The organism is Henriciella barbarensis, assembly GCF_003576345.1.
GTDB classification, from domain to species: domain Bacteria; phylum Pseudomonadota; class Alphaproteobacteria; order Caulobacterales; family Hyphomonadaceae; genus Henriciella; species Henriciella barbarensis.
This window is the reverse complement of record NZ_QWGB01000005.1, coordinates 979,826-994,569: the sequence shown is the minus strand read 5'-3', so window position 1 is coordinate 994,569 and position 14,744 is coordinate 979,826. Positions and strand designations below refer to the sequence as shown.

Here is a 14,744-nt window from a genome sequence, read left to right as displayed (position 1 = left end):
CGCGCATGCCCAGCCTTCTCAGTAGTTTTGCATCCTTCAAGACGGCGAGTGGCACGGTTTTCGGAGCCGCAACCCTCGTATATCTCGCGGCACGTTTGGTGGGGGCTGGCCACGACGCCGCGCTTTTCCTGGCTGTGGTCACATTTTTCATTCTACAGATGAGCTGGGTCTTCGCATACGCAATCATCGTTTCGAGAGACGAGCTATTCCCGCGGCTATTCGGTTACGCTTCGCTCGCGGGTTTGTGCGCTTGGGTAGTATTTGGCGCGCTTTACATTTTCGAAAACGCGGACCCGGTGATCTCCCGGCGTTTGTTTGACCTTGTCTGCTTTCAGTATCTCTGCTGCTCGGCGGTGCTCGCCAACGCGCTTTTCTCTGGCTCGCAGGCCAAGATCAGCGGCAGTCTGGTTGTGATGCTTTGGCCGCTAACGCTTTTTCGTTTCGAAGCCGAGCTGCGCGATGCCTTGCGAGGACGCAAACCTTGGAAACCTTGGCGTCCCTAAGGCTACGCCACAAAGAAACCCCGGCCTGCCCGCAAACAGTCCCATTCCGGCCCGGCATGGAACCTATTCGCAGTGCAGCATGTTTCTTGCCCGATAACTTCTTACATCCGCCGGGTTGGACACAGTCCGGAAGATCACCGGAACAGCAAGGCCGCGCGCCGAAGGACAAGGATCATGACCCAGGGTTTCTCAAAAGGCCTCTCGCTTGCCGCGCTCGCGCTCATCGCCGCCCTGACCCTCATCATGGCCTTCGCCCCGGCTGGATCGATCTATCAGGGTTAGGATCAGCCTCAGTCTGTCAGCTTCCTGATCCCGCCAGCCTCCACCGAGCTGACCCAATCAGCAACCGCCCGCCCCCCGACAATCAGCTCTGGCGCAATCTCCGTCAGTGGCACCAGCACGAAGGCCCGCTCTGTCATGCGCGGATGCGGCAGGGTCAGCCGCTCGCTTTCGACTGAGACACCGTCCATCCAAAGCACATCAATATCAATGAAACGCGGCCCCCACCGCTCGCCCGGCATGCGGCCAAGCGCGGCCTCAAGGTCCTTGCACGCGATTAGCAGTTCCAGCGGCGCAAGACCGGTTTCCACCAGCGCGCAGGCATTCACGAAATCAGGCTGGTCCTCAACACCCCATGGCGGGGTCGCATAGAGGCTGGAGCGCGCGGTTACCGACACACCCGTCATCGCATCCAGCGCCTCAATCGCCCGGCCGATCATCCCGGCGCTGTCGCCAAGGTTGGAGCCGAACGCTAACGCCGCACTAGTCACGGCTAAGTTCGATCTCCACGCCGACATGATCGAGGAAATGCCGGATCGGTGCATTCGGCTTGCGGATGCGCACGCGCACGGTCGAGACCAGCGGAAACGTCTCCATCACGCCATGCCCGATCCGCTCGGCCAGCGTCTCGATCAGGTTGAAGGGCCCGCTAGCAGAGATGTCATGCGCCAGGTCGCAGACTTTCCCATAGTCGACCGCATCGTTCATCGTGTCGGACGGGGCCTCATCGCGCGCCACAAGACACTCGATATCAGCATAGAATTTCTGGCCGAGGCTCTTTTCCTCGGCGATGAGGCCGTGAAAGCCGTGAATACCAAGGTTCTCGACAAAGACCCGTTCAGTGCGCCGCATTATCTATTGTCTCCCAAAGCTCGATCGCCTGCCGGTGGGCAGCAACATCATGCACGCGCAGCATATGCGCGCCCCTGCGCAGCGAGTCGAGACCGACAGCGACAGACGCTGCATCCCGCTCCGCTGCCACCTCAATTCCAAGGCGCTTGCCGATGAAGGATTTGCGCGACACGCCGATCAGCACTGGCAGGCCAAGGCTGACGAGATCGGACGTGGCGGCCAGCACCTCGAAATTCTGCGCATAGGTCTTCGCAAAGCCGACACCCGGGTCGAGGATGATGTGCGCGCGCTTCAGGCCCTCGCCCTCACAGCGGACAATCGCGGCCTCAAAAAAGGCCAGCATGTCCGCGCTCGCATCCAGCGCCCCATCCTTCACGCCGCGATTATAGGTCAGCACATAGGCTGCGCCCGCATCCGCCGCGACACCGACAATCGTCGGGTCCGACATCGCCGACACATCATTGACGATCACTGCGCCCGCTGCGGTCGCCGCCTTCGCAACGCCTGACTTGTAGGTATCAATCGAGACAGGCACCCGGCCTGGCCCCGCCAGTGCCTCCACCACAGAGACGGTCCGCGCCAGCTCATCAGCCTCGCTGACCGGCGCCGCGCCGGGCCGAGTCGACTCGCCGCCAACGTCCAGAATGTCAGCGCCCGCCGCCACCATCGCCTCAGCATGGGCAAGCGCCGCGCCTGCCTCATCGAACTTGCCGCCATCAGAGAAACTGTCCGGCGTTACATTGAGGATACCCATGATCAGCGGGCGAGCGCGCGCCTCCGCCAGCAAGCTATCGCGCAGACGGATGCGATCTTCGCGGCCCATACCGCTCATACGTTCGGCCCACCCGGCATCACCGGCCGGTCACGAAAGCCGCCCATGGACAGCACCCGGTCATACATGACCAGCGCGCCCGCAAGGCTGACATTAATGCAGAATTTGGTCGGGATCTTCACCACATGGTCGCAGCGCGCCAGCATTTCCGGCGACAGATCCCCCCGCTCCCGGCCCAGCACATAGGCCGCTGCCTTGGGGTGGCGAAACTCAGGCAGCTCGATCGCATCATCGGTGAGCTCGATCCCCACCATCTGGCAGCCCTTGGGCAGCGCGATATCGTCCATCGCATTCCACTGATAATAGGGCACGCTCTCGAAGGTCTTGGACGTGTCGGCCTTATAGGCGAGCTTCACCCGGTCAGCCGCGCCAACTGAGAAAACAAAGCTCGCCCCGAACGCATTCGCCGTCCGCATCAGCGCGCCAAGGTTCATCGGCTTGGAGATCCCCTCAGCCCCAATCGCAAAATAACCGCGCATGCCTCTACCCTTCTGCCCCCGCCGTGAACCGCCACGTGACCAGCACTGCGAGGAACAAGACCGCCGTCACCGCCGTCGCAAGGCGGGCAATCTTGATGTGGCGGATCGCGGCCGGATATTCGGTGCGCAGCCAGGTCGCGGCCTCCCCGACAGCGTCGCCCGCGTCCAGCTTGTCTGTCCCGGCCACGGCATGCACGACGGCAAAACGCGCCGTGCCGTCTTTCAGCTCACTGAACTTTGCCTGCGCGGCCCGGCGCAGCACCAGACCCGCCATCACGCGCATCTGGACTGCCAGCGCAAACAGGAAGGCGACCAGCACACCCGCAATGAAAAAGCCCAGCGTCGCGCCGCTCATTGGTCCGTCACCTCATTGTCGCGACGTCGAAGCGGCCAGAACTGGTCACCACGCCGCGCTTCATCGTCTCGGCATTGAACACCACTTCGACATGGCCCAGCACGTCGAGACAGATCATCCCACCGTCGCCGCCGAGCAGGGTGAGATCCTCAAGCGAGCCTTCTGCCGCCTCGCGCAGGCGCTGCTTTCCATAGCGCACGCGCGAGCTGACATCCGCCGCCGCATTGGTGCGCAGGAAATATTCGCCCTGCCCGGTACAGCAGACAGCGACCCGCTCATCTGCCCATAGCCCTGCGCCAATGATCGGCGTATCGCCAACCCGGCCCGGCGTTTTGCCGAGCAGCCCGCCCGTCGAGGTCGCAGACGCGAGCCGCCCATCGGTATCGAGCGCGACGACACCGACCGTGCCGTGCGCCAGCTCACCCTTTTTAACGGGGCGGCTGACCGCCGGCTTGTAGTAATTCTTCGGGCTGTGGACCCTTTCCAGCTTGTGCTCGCGCGCAATCATCGCCGCGCCCTTGCCGGTGATCAGCACGTGCGGGGTCTTTTCCATGACGAGGCGCGCCGCCGTCACCGGTGACTTGTAGCCGCGCAGCGAAGCCACCGCCCCGGCATTGCGCGTGCGCCCGTCCATGATGGCCGCGTCCAGTTCCCACTGGCCGATGGCGTTGGGCGAAGACCCGCGCCCGGCAATATGATGCCCGCACTCTTCCAGCGCGATGACCAGCGCATGCACCACATCCAGCGCCTTGTCGCCGCGCGCCAGACGCTTTTCGCCCTCGCGCAACAGCTCGGCCATATGCGTCTCTGCCACCGCATGGTCACGCTTTCTCAGCGGACCGGCTCCACCATGAAGGGCCAGCGCCCAGCTTTTCGCCATCTTCTCAATGCTCCAGCTACGAGGTGCTTTTTCCTCGCGTCATGCTTCACAGCGCGCGGTGCCATGGATAGGTTCAGCCCGTCAATTACATGTCCCACAAGACACTGCCAAGATACAGCAAGAGGAACACGCCCATGAAAGCCCTACTTTCCAAGACGCCCGGTAAACCTGACGCCCTCGTTCTGGAAGACGTTCCCGCGCTCGAGCCCGGCAAGGGCGAAATTGTGATCGACGTCAAGGCCGTCGGCGTGAACTATCCAGACGTCCTCATCATCCAGGACATGTACCAGTTCAAGCCAGAGCGCCCCTTCTCCCCGGGCGGTGAGCTTTCCGGCATCGTCAAATCGGTCGGCGAAGGCGTCACCAAGGTAAAAGTCGGCGACCGCGTCATGGGGTCGATCGGCTGGGGCGGTATGGCCGAAGAAGCCAAAGTCGATGAGGCCCGCGTGCGTCCTTTCCCGGACTCCATGTCCTTTGAAGAGGCCGCCGCCCTGCTGATGACCTACGGCACCTCCTATTATGCCCTGAAAGACCGGGGCAACTGCAAGGCCGGCGAAACCCTGCTCGTCCTCGGCGCAGCTGGCGGTGTCGGCCTCGCCGCTGTCGAACTCGGTGCGGCCATGGGCATGGAAGTCATCGCCGCCGCGTCCAGCCAGGACAAGGTCGACCTCGCCCTCGAAAAAGGCGCAAAGCACGGCCTCGTCTATGATCGCGGCCCGCTCGACAAAGCCCAGCAGAAAGCCCTCTCCGACAAGATCAAGGAACTTGGCGGCGGCGGCGTGGACGTCATCTATGACGGGGTCGGCGGCGATTATGCAGAGCCGGCCCTGCGCGCGATGAACTGGGATGGCCGCTTCCTCGTCATCGGCTTCCCGGCCGGCATTCCGAAAATGCCGCTTAACCTCACCCTGCTCAAATCCTGCAACATTGTCGGCGTCTTCTGGGGCGCCGCCGTCGCCCGCGACCCAAAAGCAAACGAGCAGAACATCAAGGAAATCTTCGAGATGTATGAGACCGGCAAGATCAAGCCGCACGTGTCAAACACCTACCCCCTCGAAAAAGCCCCCGACGCCATCACCGAACTGATGGAGCGCAAGGCCAAAGGTAAAGTCGTCGTGACGATGTAGGCTTTGGGGCCAACCAAACACTAAAGCCCGGCAGCAATCTGCCGGGCTTTTTTTATCCCGAGGTGGCCGATCATCCCGGCGAACGCCGGGATCTCGTGCAACAGGCCCTGTACTCCACCTGCCTGAGGCCCCGGCTTTCGCCGGGGCGAGCGGATTGTGGGTAGGCAGCGGTTTATTGGCCGCATACCAAAGTTCATGGCCTTCTACGTCTACATCATGACCAACAAGCCCAGAGGCGTTCTCTATACGGGCATGACCGACGACATAAATCGTCGCGCCTGGGAGCACCGCGAGCACATAATCAAAGGCTTCACCGACAGGTACAACTGCGAAATGCTCGTCTGGGTCGAGGTCCACGAAACCCGCGAGTCAGCCTTCGAACGCGAACGCCGGATCAAGGAATGGAAGCGAGACTGGAAGATCGAGCTCGTCGAAGGGCGCAATCCGGACTGGCTCGATCTCGCCGACAGTCTGATGTGACCCCCTGATCCGCTCATCCCGGTGAAAGCCGGGATCTCGTGCAGTAAGCCCCATATACTATCTCATCCATACCCCGCCTTCGCGGGCATGATAGGACAGCACAAACCTCAAACCCAGTACGCCTCGTACAAGTGCACAATCACGGTTAATTTCCTGCTGGAAACAATTCTTCCGTCCGCATGTCTGGCGGGTACGGCTATCCTTAATTCATGTCGACCGAACCGCCCCAGCTTGACCGGACCCTGCAGCGCCTCTGGCAGCATCTTGCCAGGTTGGCGGCCAGCTTGCTGGTCATGGTCGAACAATCGGGCCCGGTTACGCCGTCGCGCTGGATTCGCCCGTCATTGCTGGCGGCAGAGGCCCTCGCCCGCCGTCTTCTCATGCTGGAAGTGCGCGCCCTCGGCCCGTTGCTACCCCTCCCAGAAAGCACAAGCCCTTCCACCCGGAACGCACGCCCTGCCAATACCGCCCTCGCCCCTTCAAGACGCGGTTTCCAGCTCACCGAGCCTATCGCTTCCCTGCGCGCCGGGTTCTGGATCGAGGGTCAGAAGAAAGGCCGCTTCGGGCCTCGCCCGCAGCCCAGAATCCTCGAAATTCTGGACGTGCATTTACCAAGAGCCGAACCAGATAATACGGTCCGTTCCAATAAGTTGGCCGAACGGCTCCACGCCCTTCTCGCCGTCATCGAGGATACGGCCGCCGCCACGAAGCGCCTTGCCCGCAGGATGGCGCCGCGTATCAGAAAGGCCGGCCTTATCCGTAAACGATCGCCGCTCCGCGCCGGTCATCCACCCGGCGCAAGGTCTGCCCAAGTGCCGGACTGGCTGCGCGATGGCCTCGCTGTGGTGACCGTCGAACTTCGCGCCCCGCCGCCGCTTAAATCCTGAGAGCCTGCCCCCACCGCCTCGCGCGGGCGGACGTTCTGCCCCACGCGCATTGGCCCAAACGAAAACGGCCCGCACCTTTTGAAAGGCACGGGCCGCAATCTGGTCTTCTGGTGAAGCGGTCTTAAGCGACGCGCTCAACCATCATGTGCTTGACCTTGGCAATCGCCTTGGCCGGGTTCAGCCCCTTCGGGCAGACCTGCGCACAGTTCATGATGGTGTGGCAGCGATAGAGCTTGAAAGGGTCTTCAAGATCGTCGAGCCGCTCACCGGTGGCTTCGTCGCGGCTGTCGATCAGCCAGCGATAGGCCTGAAGAAGAGCGGCAGGGCCAAGGTACTTGTCGCCATTCCACCAATAGGACGGGCATGACGTCGTGCAGCAGGCGCAGAGAATGCACTCATAAAGCCCGTTAAGCTCATTGCGCTGTTCTTCGGACTGCTTCCATTCCTTCTCAGGTTCCGGCGTATCGGTCTTGAGGAAGGGCTGCACATAGGCGTGCTGGGCATAGAAAGTGGTGAGGTCCGGCACGAGGTCCTTGACCACCGGCAGGTGCGGCAGCGGCGCGATGGTGATCGTGGACCCGGCAACCTCGTCCCAGCCCTTGGTGCAGGCGATCGTATTGCGGCCGCCAATGTTCATCGAACAGGACCCGCAGACGCCTTCGCGGCATGACCGGCGGAAAGCCAGGGTCGGGTCGACATTGTTCTTGATCCAGATCAGGACGTCGAGAACCATCGGACCGCAACGGTCCATGTCCACATGATAGGTGTCCCAGCGCGGATTGCCGCCCTCTTCAGGAGAGTAGCGATAGATCTTGAACGCCTTTGTATTCTTGGCGCCTTCCGGCTTTGGCCACTGCTTGCCCTTCTTGGGTGCAGAACCTTTGGGTAGTGTCAGCTGAACCATATCGCTCCCCTAATACACACGCGCCTTCGGCTTGATGTACTCGATGTCGTTGGACATCGTGAACTCATGCACGGGGCGGTAGTCAATTGTCACCTTGCCGGCCTCATCGACCCAGGCAAGCGTGTGCTTCATCCATTCAGTATCGTCGCGGTCCGAGAAATCCTCACGGGCGTGGGCGCCGCGGCTTTCCTTGCGGTTGGCAGCCGAGTTCACCGTCACTGCGGCCTGCGCGATGAGGTTGTCGAACTCCAGCGCCTCGACGAGATCGGTGTTCCAGATCAGGCCGCGATCCTTCACATCCATGCCGCCGACGCGGCCATAGATATTGTCGATCTTCTCAACGCCTTCATCGAGGACTTCACCGGTACGGAAGACGGCGCAATTGGTCTGCATCGCCTTCTGCATATCCATGCGCAGTTGCGCGACAGGCTGGTCGCCTTTCGCATTGCGCACGCGGTCGAAGCGGGCAAGGTGGCTGTCGGTCTGGCTGTCGCGGATCTCAGGCTGGCTTGCGCCCGCGTCCAGCGTGGCGCCGCAGCGAAGACCGGCCGCCCGGCCGAAGACCACAAGGTCGATCAGCGAGTTCGAGCCGAGACGGTTTGCGCCATGAACGGACACACAGGCCGCTTCACCAACGGCCATCAGGCCCTGGACGACGCTATCCGGGTCGCCGCCCTTCTTGGTGAGAACTTCGCCGTGATAATTGGTCGGGATGCCGCCCATATTGTAGTGGACCGTCGGCAGGACCGGGATCGGTTCCTTCGTGACGTCGACGCCAGAGAACACTTTCGCGGTTTCCGAAATGCCCGGCAGGCGCTCTGCCAGTGTTTCCGGCGGCAGGTGTTCAAGGTGCAGGTGGATATGGTCCTTGCCCTCACCGACGCCGCGGCCTTCGCGGATTTCCACGGTCATGGCACGCGCCACGACATCGCGGGAAGCAAGGTCCTTGGCCGATGGGGCATAGCGCTCCATGAAGCGCTCACCTTCGGAATTGGTCAGGTAACCGCCCTCACCGCGCGCGCCCTCAGTGATGAGGCAGCCTGCGCCGTAAATGCCGGTCGGGTGGAACTGGATGAACTCCATGTCCTGAAGCGGCAGGCCGGCACGAAGCACCATGGCATTGCCGTCGCCCGTGCAAGTATGCGCCGAGGTACAGGAGAAAAAGGCACGGCCATAACCGCCGGTCGCGAGGATCGTCTTCTGCGCGCGGAAGCGGTGAAGCGTGCCGTCATCGAGCTTCCATGCGGTCACACCGCGGCAGGCGCCTTCCTCACCCATGATGAGGTCGAGCGCGAAATACTCGATGAAGAACTCGGTCTCTTCCTTGACGCACTGGCCGTAGAGCGTGTGCAGCATGGCGTGACCGGTCCGGTCGGCAGCAGCACAGGTACGCTGAACCGGCGGGCCTTCGCCATATTCGGTCGTGTGGCCGCCAAACGGGCGCTGATAAATCCTGCCCTGCTCGTTGCGCGAGAAGGGCATGCCCCAGTGCTCAAGCTCGTAAACAGCTTTCGGCGCTTCACGGCAGAGATACTCGATCGAGTCCTGGTCACCGAGCCAGTCGGAGCCCTTGACCGTATCGTACATGTGCCAGCGCCAGTCATCGGGACCCATATTGCCCAGCGACGCGGCGATCCCGCCTTGCGCGGCAACCGTGTGCGAACGGGTCGGGAAGACCTTGGAGATACATGCCGTTTTCAGACCGGCCTGCGCCGCGCCGAGCGCAGCACGAAGGCCAGAACCGCCGGCGCCGACAACGACGACGTCATAGGTGTGATCGACAAATTTATAGTCAGACATGGTGACGTTTTCCTTCCGGGGACGAGGCAGCTATCACAGCCCCGCCGAAATCCAGACTTTGAGGACAGACAGGGCGGTGGCCGTGAAAAGTCCTACGCAGACGAATGTGTTCAGGATCAGCAGACCCTGTTTCATTCCTGCTTTGTGAATGTAGTCCTCGATGATCACCTGTATACCGAGGCGCATGTGGTAGAACGCCGCGCCAAGTGTGAGAATCATCAGAATGGCGTTCCAGGGCTGGGCGAGCCAGGCCGTTGCGCCATCAAAGCCGCCGCGGCTGGCCGCGATGACCGCGTACAGAAACCATGGGACGAGAAAGAGAAGCGCAATCGCGGAGACGCGTTGCTTGATGTGGTGACCAGTGCCGGCCCGCGCGGCCCCCAGGCCACGAACTGCGCCAGTCGGTGTCTTGAAATCGGTGCTCATGCCCGCCCCCTAGAACAGATTAGTCGCAAGCGACCAGATCGTGGCCGCAAGGATGATTGCGATGGCGAAGTTGAAAATGGAGACCCGGCTCGCCGTCTTCGGCTCAAAGCCGATCTTTGGCCCGTCCCAGAGAAGAAAACGGACGCCGTTGACGAGATGGAAAACGAGCGAAAGCAGCCAGAAGAAGAGAAGGATCTGTCCTACCGGGTGGAACATGATGCCTTCAACGAAGCCATAGGCCTCAGGACCCGTCGCCAGCGCAATCAGCCAGACGCTGATAAGGAGCGCCCCCAGATAGTTGCCGACGCCCGTAACACGATGGAAAATTGAGGTCGCCATCGTCCAGTGCCACTTCCACACTTGAAGGTGTGGTGACATCGGGCGTGGATCAGTCCACTCTGAGCCTGACATTGGGGTCTCCCGGATAATAAGCCTTACGACACCGGGTTCTAGAATGGTGCAGCGCGGTGTCAACGCGACAAGAAAGGTCAAATGCGCATGAATCTTCGTTCTCTTGCTACAGCTCTCCTGCTTTCCGTCGCGTCGCCCGCACTCGTCTACGCCCAGTCGAACGCTCCTGAAGAGAGAGAAGCGCCAACAATCGAACAGATTGTCATCGACTATGAGGCCCTTATCCGTTCGCTCGATCCTAGTGAGGCCGCGCGTGCGCAAGACCGCGCCCCGGATCGCTGGGCCGATGTCTCACCAGAGCGCATAGAGCAGACGGCGAACGAAGCTCGCGCCCTCCTTGCCCGGCTGCAAGACGTTGAGGACCAGTCGACGCCTGAATGGAAAATCCTGTCTCACCTTCTCGAAAGCCACATCGCTGAAGCCAAATTCGACACCGCCCGTTTGCCATTCAATGGCGACTGGGGGTTCCAGGCCGAACCGCTCTATGCCGCGCGACAGGTTCGGATCGCCAATGAGGACGATGCCGAAGCCTGGCTCTCCCGTCTCAATGCCATTCCGCGCTACTTCAACGATCACAAGACAAATATGAGACGCGGGATCGAAACCGGCTGGACGTCCCACAAGGATCCACTGGCCACGACCACGGCGCAGATCCGCGAACAGGCGAATGTCTCGCCGGAAGAGAGCGGCCTGTACGCCCCGCTGAAGAATCTGCCCGACACGATCAGCCCTGAAGCTCAGGACATGATCCAGGCAAGTGGGCGGCGCGCGGTTGCAAAAGCCATCGAAGCCTATGCCGAGGCGCTATACTTCATGGAAAGTGTCTATGCGCCCGCAGCCCGCGCAGATGCCGGAATCGCAAACCTCAATGACGGCAAGGCCTATTATGCCGCCGTCATTGCCTACCACACGGCCGGCGCTGGCTACTCGCCCGAAGAAATCCATCAACTTGGTGAGCGCGAAGTCGCCCGCATTCGCGGCGAGATGGAGACCATTATCGAAGAGCTTGGCTATCCGGGCAGCTTTGAAGACTTCCAGAACTTCCTGCGCACAGACCCGCAATTCTATGCCCAGACGCCGGAAGACCTGCTTGAAAAGGCCTCGCGCCTTTCAAAGCGCCTCGATGCCATCCTGCCTGCCTATTTCGGCAAGCTGCCGCGCCTGACCTATGGCGTCATTCCGGTGCCTGCCGAAATCGCGCCGGGCTATACGACAGGCCGCTATTCGAGCGGCGACCTCGAGAAGGGGATTGAGGGCAACTACCTCGTCAACACTTACGCCCTCGACCAGCGCCCCCTCTATGAACTCCCCGCCCTGTCTGCGCATGAAGCCGTGCCGGGCCATCACCTGCAGATTTCGCTATCGCAGGAGCTGGAAGACGTTCCCCGCTTCCGCCAGCAATATTACGCAACTGCCTTTGGCGAGGGCTGGGGCCTCTACGCTGAGAAGCTGGCGGGTGAAGCGGGCATCTATGAGACCCCATATGAGCGGTTCGGCGCCCTTTCCATGGAGATGTGGCGCGCTTGCCGCTTGGTCGCGGATACAGGCCTGCACTGGTATGGCTGGAGCCGCGAAGAAGCCGAAGAATGCTTCACGAACAACTCCGCCCTCGCCCCACTCAACATCCAGACCGAGGTGACCCGCTATATTGGCTGGCCGGGCCAGGCGACGGCCTACAAGATTGGCGAGCTCAAGATCCTGGAGCTGCGCGCTGCCGCAAAAGATGCGCTCGGCACAGATTTCGACATACGCGACTTCCATGATGTCGTTCTGGGGGCAGGCGCCCTGCCGCTCGATGCGCTGGAGGCCCGCGTAACCGAGTGGATCGAAAGCGAAACGGAAGCCTCTCCGGCAACTGAGGCAGAATAGAAGCGACTTCACCTCAAGGCGCGCTTTCGTTGCTTGCGCACAGGCAGAAGCCGCGCCACATGGGCGGGTCATGTATCGCTTCTTCGAACGCCGTCTGAACCCATTTCCAGAAAGTCTGGACGGCTTGCCACCGGGCCAATTTCTGCCGTTCATCTGGCATTATATTCGCGGCGCTGTTCCATGGCTGATTGCCATGTCATGCTTCACGGCCATCATTGCGGTAGGCGAGGTTGCGCTGTTCGGCTTCCTTGGCGGAATCGTCGACTGGCTGGCGGAGGCCGACCGGGACGGGTTTGTCCGACGAGAGGCCAATACACTGTTCCTGATGGGCGGCGTACTGCTGATCGGCCTACCGCTCGCCACCTTGCTGCAGGGTCTGATCGTCTATCAGGGCCTCATGGGTAATGTGCCAATGAACGCGCGCTGGCGCATGCACCGCCAGATGCTTGGACAGTCGATGGACTTTTTCGGCAATGAGTTTGCTGGCCGGGTCGCCACCAAGGTCATGCAGACCGCACTCTCTGTGCGCGAGGCCGTGATGAAGGTGCTCGACGTCTTCGTTTTCGTGGTCGTCTATTTCGTCTCCGCGCTCGCCCTGGTCGCGAGTGCAGACTGGCGCCTCACCCTGCCGCTTATCCTGTGGGCAGTTGTCTACGGCTCCATCATGTTCTGGTATGTGCCGCGCCTCGGCAGGATTGCCGAGGAACAGGCTGACGCCCGTTCCATCATGACCGGCCGCATCGTCGACTCCTACACCAATATCCAGACGGTGAAACTGTTCGCCCATTCCGGGCTTGAAGAAGACTATGCAAAAGGCAGCATGTCGGGCTTTCTTGGCACGGTGTATCGCCAGATGCGCTTGGTCACGAGCCTCAATGCCATTGTCTATCTCAACAACTCACTTCTCGTCTTCCTGATCGCGGCTGGGGGCATCTATCTCTGGCTTGGAGAGCTGGTGAGCGCAGGCGCGGTCGCCGCTGCCGTCGGCCTTGCCCTGCGCATCAAGTCAATGTCGCAATGGATCATGTGGGAAGTCGCCGCCCTGTTTGAAAACATTGGCGTGGTTTTCGATGGCATGTCGATGCTGAAGAAGCCCGTCGCCGTTGAGGACCGCGACGGCGCGCGACCCCTGCCACCCGTCAGCGGCGCTGTGCGTTTCGATGATGTCACCTTTCATTATGGCAAGGGTAGCGGCGTGATCGAGAAGATGACCCTCGACATCAAGCCGGGTGAGAAGATTGGCCTCGTCGGGCGTTCCGGCGCCGGCAAGACAACACTGACCAATCTTCTGCTTCGCTTCTATGATGCCGAGGCAGGCCGGATTGTCGTCGATGGGCATGACATCGCCGCCGTCACGCAGGATTCGCTTCGTTCCCAGATCGGCGTGGTGACGCAGGACACCTCTCTCCTCCACCGCTCCATCCGTGAGAATATTGCCTATGGCAGGCCCGGCGCGAGCGACGAAGAAATACTCGCCGCGGCAGGACGCGCCGAAGCGCTCAGCTTCATCCATTCGCTGGAAGACGCGCAAGGCCGGGCCGGGCTCAATGCGCATGTCGGCGAGCGCGGCGTGAAGCTGTCAGGTGGCCAGCGCCAGCGTATCGCGATTGCCCGCATCTTCCTGAAGGACGCGCCGATCCTCATCCTTGATGAAGCCACCTCTGCGCTGGATTCCGAAGTCGAAGCCGCCATCCAGGGCAGCCTGTTCGACCTCATGGAGGGCAAGACCGTGCTCGCTATCGCGCATCGCCTGTCCACGATTGCTGCGATGGATCGCCTGATCGTGCTGGACCGCGGGGAGATCGTTGAACAGGGAACGCATGAAGCGCTGGTGGCGTCAGGCGGGCTCTATGCTGATCTCTGGTCGCGTCAGTCCGGCGGCTTCCTAGTCGAGCCGGAGCCCGCACCAGACCATTCCGAAGAGACCAACTGATGAAACTGACCATACTCGAAACCGGCCTTCCGCCGCAGGCCCTGCGTGACGACTGGCCGCGCTACCCGGCCATGTTCGAAGACCTGATCGCCCCGCACCTGCGAGGCCTTACCGTTGAGAGCATCGCCGTAAGTTCGGGCGCGCCTTTCCCGGATCTTGACGATGTCGAGGCGCTTCTCGTGACGGGCTCTGCCGCTGGTGTCTATGAGCAGCATGACTGGATGGGCCCCTTGCTCAACACGATCCAGCGCGCCGCTGCCAAGGGCGTGCCGCAGATCGGTGTCTGCTTCGGACATCAGGCCATCGCCAAGGCCCTGGGTGCAAAGGTCGAAAAGTCCGATAAGGGCTGGGGCATCGGTCGCCACGTCTATGATGTCTGCGAGCGCCCCCACTGGATGGGCGATTTCTCTGCCGACGCATTTTCACTCGGCGTCAGCCATCAGGACCAGGTGCAAAGCCTGCCGCCGGGTGCCAGCGTCATCGCGCGCTCTGACTTCTGCAACTACGCGGTACTCGACTATGGCGACGTGCCTGCCATCAGCTTTCAGGGGCATCCGGAGTTTTCCAGCGGCTTCTGCTGCGCGCTCTATAATGTCCGCCGCGGCACCGCGTTTTCAGCCGCGCATGTCGACAAAGCCTGTGACAGTCTGGAAACGCCTGTCGATAATGATCAGGTCGGCAAATGGATGGCGAAATTCCTGATGGACAGCGCGCGGCGTAAATAAAC

The 14,744-nt window shown here is 61.4% G+C and carries 17 protein-coding genes; 7 read left to right on the top strand and 10 right to left on the bottom strand.

The features are described from left to right. Positions 1-5 precede the first annotated feature (5 nt). Positions 6-503 (top strand): hypothetical protein, encoded by a 498-nt coding sequence (locus D1224_RS07850; RefSeq protein ID WP_119379333.1) that lies wholly within the window; start codon positions 6-8, stop codon positions 501-503. A 290-nt stretch (positions 504-793) separates the two neighbouring features. Here D1224_RS07850 and folK read toward each other — a convergent pair whose 3' ends face one another. Genes folK through D1224_RS07820 form a run of 6 tightly spaced genes read right to left on the bottom strand, consistent with a single transcriptional unit; the run spans position 794 to position 4,180 of the window. Then, the gene (gene folK / locus D1224_RS07845; RefSeq protein ID WP_119379332.1) at positions 794-1,273 is read right to left on the bottom strand and encodes a 2-amino-4-hydroxy-6-hydroxymethyldihydropteridine diphosphokinase; all 480 of its coding nucleotides are present in this window, start codon (positions 1,271-1,273) and stop codon (positions 794-796) included. Further along, positions 1,266-1,634, bottom strand: coding sequence for a dihydroneopterin aldolase (gene folB / locus D1224_RS07840; RefSeq protein WP_119379331.1), 369 nt, complete (start codon positions 1,632-1,634; stop codon positions 1,266-1,268). Before folB ends, folK begins: the two co-directional genes overlap by 8 nt. Further along, positions 1,621-2,466 carry a dihydropteroate synthase gene (folP, locus tag D1224_RS07835; RefSeq protein WP_233350448.1) on the bottom strand — a complete coding sequence of 282 codons (846 nt, stop codon included), beginning with the start codon at positions 2,464-2,466 and terminating at the stop codon, positions 1,621-1,623. Before folP ends, folB begins: the two co-directional genes overlap by 14 nt. Further along, a complete protein-coding gene (locus D1224_RS07830) occupies positions 2,463-2,945 on the bottom strand; it encodes an RNA methyltransferase (protein ID WP_119379329.1) in 483 nt (160 codons plus the stop codon). Before D1224_RS07830 ends, folP begins: the two co-directional genes overlap by 4 nt. Positions 2,946-2,949: 4 nt before the next feature. After that, complete coding sequence (locus tag D1224_RS07825; RefSeq protein WP_119379328.1) at positions 2,950-3,300, bottom strand: hypothetical protein; 351 nt, start codon at positions 3,298-3,300, stop codon at positions 2,950-2,952. Between the two features lie 7 nt (positions 3,301-3,307). Then, the gene (locus D1224_RS07820; protein WP_119379327.1) at positions 3,308-4,180 is read right to left on the bottom strand and encodes an isoaspartyl peptidase/L-asparaginase family protein; all 873 of its coding nucleotides are present in this window, start codon (positions 4,178-4,180) and stop codon (positions 3,308-3,310) included. Between the two features lie 134 nt (positions 4,181-4,314). On the opposite strand from D1224_RS07820, the gene D1224_RS07815 reads away from it, so the two are divergent. The 3 genes from D1224_RS07815 to D1224_RS07805 all read left to right on the top strand — a co-directional run bounded on the left by D1224_RS07815 (position 4,315) and on the right by D1224_RS07805 (position 6,674). Beyond that, positions 4,315-5,307: an NADPH:quinone oxidoreductase family protein gene (locus tag D1224_RS07815; RefSeq protein WP_119379326.1), complete on the top strand. Its 993-nt coding sequence runs from the start codon at positions 4,315-4,317 to the stop codon at positions 5,305-5,307. A gap of 195 nt (positions 5,308-5,502) precedes the next feature. Beyond that, positions 5,503-5,787, top strand: coding sequence for a GIY-YIG nuclease family protein (locus tag D1224_RS07810; RefSeq protein WP_119379325.1), 285 nt, complete (start codon positions 5,503-5,505; stop codon positions 5,785-5,787). 209 nt (positions 5,788-5,996) lie between these two features. Further along, entirely contained in the window at positions 5,997-6,674 is a 678-nt protein-coding gene (locus tag D1224_RS07805) for a hypothetical protein (RefSeq protein ID WP_119379324.1), read from the top strand. A gap of 121 nt (positions 6,675-6,795) precedes the next feature. Here D1224_RS07805 and D1224_RS07800 read toward each other — a convergent pair whose 3' ends face one another. From D1224_RS07800 to sdhC, 4 genes are read right to left on the bottom strand one after another with little or no spacing between them, the layout of a single operon-like run. Next, positions 6,796-7,578, bottom strand: coding sequence for a succinate dehydrogenase iron-sulfur subunit (locus D1224_RS07800; protein WP_119379323.1), 783 nt, complete (start codon positions 7,576-7,578; stop codon positions 6,796-6,798). Positions 7,579-7,587: 9 nt separating this feature from the next. Then, positions 7,588-9,378, bottom strand: coding sequence for a succinate dehydrogenase flavoprotein subunit (sdhA, locus tag D1224_RS07795; RefSeq protein WP_119379322.1), 1,791 nt, complete (start codon positions 9,376-9,378; stop codon positions 7,588-7,590). Positions 9,379-9,411: 33 nt separating this feature from the next. Further along, on the bottom strand, positions 9,412-9,804 hold the full coding sequence (gene sdhD / locus D1224_RS07790) for a succinate dehydrogenase, hydrophobic membrane anchor protein (protein WP_119379321.1): 393 nt from the start codon (positions 9,802-9,804) through the stop codon (positions 9,412-9,414). Positions 9,805-9,813: 9 nt separating this feature from the next. Continuing rightward, positions 9,814-10,215 carry a succinate dehydrogenase, cytochrome b556 subunit gene (gene sdhC / locus D1224_RS07785; RefSeq protein WP_119379320.1) on the bottom strand — a complete coding sequence of 134 codons (402 nt, stop codon included), beginning with the start codon at positions 10,213-10,215 and terminating at the stop codon, positions 9,814-9,816. An 87-nt stretch (positions 10,216-10,302) separates the two neighbouring features. Here sdhC and D1224_RS07780 point away from each other — a divergent pair, with 87 nt between their 5' ends. From D1224_RS07780 to D1224_RS07770, 3 genes are all read left to right on the top strand, one after another. Further along, positions 10,303-12,084 carry a DUF885 domain-containing protein gene (locus D1224_RS07780; protein ID WP_233350447.1) on the top strand — a complete coding sequence of 594 codons (1,782 nt, stop codon included), beginning with the start codon at positions 10,303-10,305 and terminating at the stop codon, positions 12,082-12,084. Positions 12,085-12,154: 70 nt separating this feature from the next. Continuing rightward, entirely contained in the window at positions 12,155-14,017 is a 1,863-nt protein-coding gene (locus tag D1224_RS07775) for an ABC transporter ATP-binding protein (protein ID WP_119379318.1), read from the top strand. Next, the gene (locus tag D1224_RS07770; RefSeq protein WP_119379317.1) at positions 14,017-14,742 is read left to right on the top strand and encodes a glutamine amidotransferase-related protein; all 726 of its coding nucleotides are present in this window, start codon (positions 14,017-14,019) and stop codon (positions 14,740-14,742) included. Before D1224_RS07775 ends, D1224_RS07770 begins: the two co-directional genes overlap by 1 nt. The last annotated feature ends 2 nt before the right edge of the window (positions 14,743-14,744 follow it).

Bases quoted from the DNA above. Each gene is read 5' to 3' on its own strand.
- D1224_RS07825 (WP_119379328.1), bottom strand. From the start codon at position 3,300: ATGAGCGGCGCGACGCTGGGCTTTTTCATTGCGGGTGTGCTGGTCGCC.
- D1224_RS07780 (WP_233350447.1), top strand. From the start codon at position 10,303: ATGAATCTTCGTTCTCTTGCTACAGCTCTCCTGCTTTCCGTCGCGTCG.
- D1224_RS07830 (WP_119379329.1), bottom strand. From the start codon at position 2,945: ATGCGCGGTTATTTTGCGATTGGGGCTGAGGGGATCTCCAAGCCGATG.
- D1224_RS07775 (WP_119379318.1), top strand. From the start codon at position 12,155: ATGTATCGCTTCTTCGAACGCCGTCTGAACCCATTTCCAGAAAGTCTG.
- D1224_RS07770 (WP_119379317.1), top strand. From the start codon at position 14,017: ATGAAACTGACCATACTCGAAACCGGCCTTCCGCCGCAGGCCCTGCGT.
- sdhC (WP_119379320.1), bottom strand. From the start codon at position 10,215: ATGTCAGGCTCAGAGTGGACTGATCCACGCCCGATGTCACCACACCTT.
- folP (WP_233350448.1), bottom strand. From the start codon at position 2,466: ATGAGCGGTATGGGCCGCGAAGATCGCATCCGTCTGCGCGATAGCTTG.
- D1224_RS07805 (WP_119379324.1), top strand. From the start codon at position 5,997: ATGTCGACCGAACCGCCCCAGCTTGACCGGACCCTGCAGCGCCTCTGG.
- D1224_RS07815 (WP_119379326.1), top strand. From the start codon at position 4,315: ATGAAAGCCCTACTTTCCAAGACGCCCGGTAAACCTGACGCCCTCGTT.
- D1224_RS07810 (WP_119379325.1), top strand. From the start codon at position 5,503: ATGGCCTTCTACGTCTACATCATGACCAACAAGCCCAGAGGCGTTCTC.
- sdhD (WP_119379321.1), bottom strand. From the start codon at position 9,804: ATGAGCACCGATTTCAAGACACCGACTGGCGCAGTTCGTGGCCTGGGG.
- sdhA (WP_119379322.1), bottom strand. From the start codon at position 9,378: ATGTCTGACTATAAATTTGTCGATCACACCTATGACGTCGTCGTTGTC.
- D1224_RS07800 (WP_119379323.1), bottom strand. From the start codon at position 7,578: ATGGTTCAGCTGACACTACCCAAAGGTTCTGCACCCAAGAAGGGCAAG.
- D1224_RS07820 (WP_119379327.1), bottom strand. From the start codon at position 4,180: ATGGCGAAAAGCTGGGCGCTGGCCCTTCATGGTGGAGCCGGTCCGCTG.
- folB (WP_119379331.1), bottom strand. From the start codon at position 1,634: ATGCGGCGCACTGAACGGGTCTTTGTCGAGAACCTTGGTATTCACGGC.
- D1224_RS07850 (WP_119379333.1), top strand. From the start codon at position 6: ATGCCCAGCCTTCTCAGTAGTTTTGCATCCTTCAAGACGGCGAGTGGC.